The 2,863-nt window shown below is 62.7% G+C and carries 4 protein-coding genes; 2 read left to right on the top strand and 2 right to left on the bottom strand.

Annotated elements, in window-relative coordinates:
- On the top strand, positions 1–787 hold a 787-nt coding region (locus tag EN984_RS29315; RefSeq protein WP_127384149.1), incomplete at its 5' end, for an ATP-binding protein.
- 11 nt (positions 788–798) lie between these two features.
- Here EN984_RS29315 and EN984_RS29320 read toward each other — a convergent pair.
- The gene (locus tag EN984_RS29320) at positions 799–1,368 is read right to left on the bottom strand and encodes a putative glycolipid-binding domain-containing protein (protein WP_127266721.1); all 570 of its coding nucleotides are present in this window, start codon (positions 1,366–1,368) and stop codon (positions 799–801) included.
- A 286-nt stretch (positions 1,369–1,654) separates the two neighbouring features.
- On the opposite strand from EN984_RS29320, the gene ubiG reads away from it, so the two are divergent.
- Positions 1,655–2,404, top strand: a complete 750-nt coding sequence (ubiG, locus tag EN984_RS29325) for a bifunctional 2-polyprenyl-6-hydroxyphenol methylase/3-demethylubiquinol 3-O-methyltransferase UbiG (RefSeq protein ID WP_023811162.1) — start codon at positions 1,655–1,657, stop codon at positions 2,402–2,404.
- Positions 2,405–2,424: 20 nt separating this feature from the next.
- Here the strand turns inward: ubiG and EN984_RS29330 are convergent.
- Positions 2,425–2,863, bottom strand: a 439-nt coding sequence (locus tag EN984_RS29330) for a flavin reductase family protein (RefSeq protein WP_164765729.1), incomplete at its 5' end; no start/stop codon positions are given.

Here is a 2,863-nt window from a genome sequence, read left to right on the forward strand (position 1 = left end):
CGCCGTTCTCAACCTGGCCGTCAACGCCCGCGACGCCATGGGCGATGATGGCAAGCTGACCATCGAGACCGCCAACAGCCATCTCGACGACAGCTACGCCGCTGCCCATGCCGAAGTCGCGGCCGGCCAGTATGTGATGATCGCCGTCAGCGATACCGGTTCGGGCATGACCCCCGATGTCATCTCCAAGGCCTTCGAGCCCTTCTTCACCACCAAGGCGGTCAACAAGGGCACCGGCCTGGGGTTGAGCCAGGTGTTCGGCTTCGTCAAGCAGTCGGGTGGCCATGTCAACATCTATTCCGAACCCGGCGAAGGCACGACAATCAAGATCTACTTGCCGCGGTATTTCGGCCCCGAAGAGCCGGCCGTGCCCACGGGGCGAGGCGACAACACCGCCGCACCGGTCACCGAAACGATCCTTGTCGTCGAGGATGATGCCCGCGTGCGGGTCTCCACGACTGAGGCCATACGCGAACTCGGATACACCGTCATTCATGCAGCGAGCGGCGAGGAAGCGTTGCAGAAACTGGCGGAGAACCCGAACGTCGCCCTGCTGTTCACCGACATCGTCATGCCCGTCATGAACGGCCGCAAGCTGGCGGAAGAGGCCGTTGCCCGCATGCCGCTGCTGAAGGTGATCTTCACCACCGGCTTCACCAGGAACGCGGTGGTCCACAACGGCGTGCTCGACCACGACGTGCATTTCCTCGCCAAGCCCTTCACCATCGAGCAACTGGCGGCGAAACTGCGTGACGTGCTCGGCACGACGCAGGTCGCAGCGGATTGATCACAATCGCTTCAGCCTGACGCAGCCGCACTTCTCCACAGGCCGGGATAATCGACAACGAAGCCGTGCAGCGAGACGTTGAGCGTCTCGTCATAGCCGAACACCGGCGCGGCATAGGCGTAGCGAACGGTGTCGAGACGACGATAGCTCTGATCGAGGCGCACCAAGCTCAGTTCAGGGAAAGTCAGGTAGGCGGCCGGAGCAGGCGCCGCCTCGCCGATGCCTAGGTCGAACCGGCGGATCGCCAACAGGTTCGATGCCGGTGTGAAGCCAAGATCGACATCGACAAGGCCGTCGACACCCTGCTGGACTTCGCCGTTCAGCATCCACTGGCCGTTGGAATCGCGTTCGATCGCATAGTGCAGCTGGCGCGTGCCGAGAAAGCCTTCGATAAGCGCCGCCCGTGTGTGCCAGCCGGCATCGCAATTCACCTCGTAGGCGAGGCAGCACGGCTTGCCGTCCTGGATGAAGATGGCTTGTCCCTTGAGGCTGTGCCCGCCATCGTTCTGCGAAAGCAGACAGGCATCATGCCCCTCCACGTCCAGCCGATGCCAGAGGATCGAAGCCGTCATTGCTGTCATCGTCACCTCCTTCGAATTCAAAACGATGATGTATTCCTTCGCCCGCCAGGCCAATTGTGTTTCACCGCGGCGCGCTTCAGCTGACATGCCCTGACAGAATCCGGGTCCCTGCCGGCAGAGGAAAATTGTTGCCTTGACATTCGCGGCCTCACGCCCGACTTCCTAGCGCACGACCCCGAAATCGAAGTCGATTTCGGAAAGGATCATGCGCAGAATCTAAAGTGCTACAGCGTCCTTTGCGCGTCCAAGAGGACGTGCGGCGCTGTAGTGTCGAGGAGACCAACCCATGCCAGAGCCCCGACGATCGACAATCGATGCCGGAGAAGTGGAACGCTTTTCCGCCCTTGCCGCCGAATGGTGGAACCCGAACGGCAAGTTCCGTCCCCTGCACAAATTCAATCCGGTCCGGTTGGCCTATATCCGCGACCAGATAGCGACGCGCTTCGGCCGTGACCCACGCGCTGCAAGGCCTTTCGAGGGCCTGCGCATCCTCGACATCGGCTGTGGCGGCGGACTTCTGTGCGAGCCGATGGCGCGGCTTGGCGCCGAAGTCGTGGGCGCGGATGCCTCCGAAACCAACATCGAAGTGGCCAAGCTGCACGCCGCCGAGGGCAATGTCAGCGTCGACTATCGCGCCACGACGGCCGAGGACCTTGCCGACGCCGGCGAGAAATTCGACGTCATCCTCAACATGGAAGTGGTCGAGCATGTCGCCGACATCGACCTGTTCGTCGCCAAATGCGGCGAGATGGTGCGGCCCGGCGGCATCATGTTCGTGGCCACCATCAACCGCACGCTGAAGGCGCTGGGCTTAGCCATCATCGGCGCCGAATATGTGCTGCGCTGGCTACCGCGCGGCACCCATCAGTTCGGCAAGCTGGTGCGCCCGGAAGAGCTCGAAAAGGCGCTGGGCGGCGCCGGCCTGACCATCATCGACCGCACCGGCGTCACCTACAACCCGCTGGCCGACCGCTGGGCGCGGTCGAAGGACATGGACGTCAACTACATGGTCCTGGCGGAAAAAGGCTCGGTCTGATCTTATTCTGAATTCTGGCCTTATTCAGATTTCAGCGGCCTGTAGCCGCCGCGCCAGTAGATCAGCGCCTGGCCGGCATCGTGGGTGCGCACGGCCTCGACCGAGCCGATGACGATGGAATGCGTGCCGCGATCGATCATCTCGTCGAGGCTGCAGTCGAACGCGGCCACCGCGTCCGAAAGCAGTAAAGCTCCGGTCTTGAGCGTCATCCATTCGGCGCCCTCATAGCGGTCCTTGCCCTTGATGCCGCCAAAGCCGGAGAACCGCTCGGCCACGCGCTGATGCTGGGGGCCAAGCGAATTGACGCCGAAATGCCGGTAGCGTTCGATCACCGGCCAGGTCGACGACGACCTGTTGACGCAGGCGATCACCTTGGGCGGCTCGGCCGACAGCGAGACGACCGAAATGACCACCAGGCCGGAGCGATCCTCGCCGGTGCCAGCGGTGATGACGCTGACA

This window comes from Mesorhizobium sp. M7A.F.Ca.CA.004.12.1.1, assembly GCF_003997835.1.
In the GTDB taxonomy this organism is placed as follows: Bacteria; Pseudomonadota; Alphaproteobacteria; order Rhizobiales; family Rhizobiaceae; genus Mesorhizobium.

Excerpts from the sequence above, each read along its gene's own strand:
- EN984_RS29320 (WP_127266721.1), bottom strand. The coding sequence starts at position 1,368 with ATGACAGCAATGACGGCTTCGATCCTCTGGCATCGGCTGGACGTGGAG.
- ubiG (WP_023811162.1), top strand. The coding sequence starts at position 1,655 with ATGCCAGAGCCCCGACGATCGACAATCGATGCCGGAGAAGTGGAACGC.